The organism is Kitasatospora cystarginea (genome assembly GCF_039533515.1).
GTDB lineage: Bacteria > Actinomycetota > Actinomycetes > Streptomycetales > Streptomycetaceae > Kitasatospora > Kitasatospora cystarginea.
The window spans coordinates 1-587 of record NZ_BAAATR010000212.1 but is presented as its reverse complement, the minus strand read 5'-3'; the positions used below and the strand labels follow the sequence as shown (position 1 = coordinate 587).

The window sequence follows — 587 nt, the reverse complement described above, 5'->3', positions numbered from 1 at the left end:
TGGACTCGCTGTTCCACGGGCCCGGCTGGATTCCGCTCGACAGTTTCGAAACCGAAGTACGACGCTTTTCCAGCGAGCCGGCCTGGGTGACCGAGTGGCAGTACGGTGCGGTGCGTCGACTTCTGGCCGAGCGTGCGGACCTGATGCTGTGGTTGGATCTGCCTCGGCGGACGGTGATGCGCCAGGTGATCACACGAACCGTGCGTCGGCGATTGCAGCGAGAGGTGTTGTGGAATCGCAACATGGAGCCTCCACTGCACACCATTCTGTTCGATCCGGATCACGTGGTGCGCTGGGCCTGGCGAACCGACGGACGCAACGCCGAGCGAATGGCCACGGTTCTTGTCGATGTGCCGTCGTTGCCGATAGTTCGGCTGCGCAGTCGAGAAGAGATCGAGGCTGTGCTCGAAGTCCTCAGCCGTCTGCCCTCAGATCGTTTGAGCTAGGCGAAATCCCAGGTCGTCGATTGCAAACGTCGGATGGCTTCGCCTCCTTACGGTAGCGCCGCAACCGCGCTCGCTTTCGGCCCAACTGCCGCCGCGAAAGATCCGGTACGTGCCGTAGGCCTCGGGGTCGTAGGGATCCCA

Annotated in this window: 2 protein-coding genes; one reads left to right on the top strand and one right to left on the bottom strand. The window is 62.7% G+C overall.

Translation table 11 applies throughout. The features are described from left to right. On the top strand, window positions 1-446 hold a 446-nt coding region (locus ABD369_RS40900), incomplete at its 5' end, for a P-loop NTPase family protein (protein WP_486327365.1). Here the strand turns inward: ABD369_RS40900 and ABD369_RS40895 are convergent. Continuing rightward, the coding region (locus tag ABD369_RS40895) for an SUMF1/EgtB/PvdO family nonheme iron enzyme (RefSeq protein WP_344641707.1) at window positions 429-587 on the bottom strand (159 nt) is incomplete at its 5' end. The genes ABD369_RS40900 and ABD369_RS40895 overlap by 18 nt on opposite strands.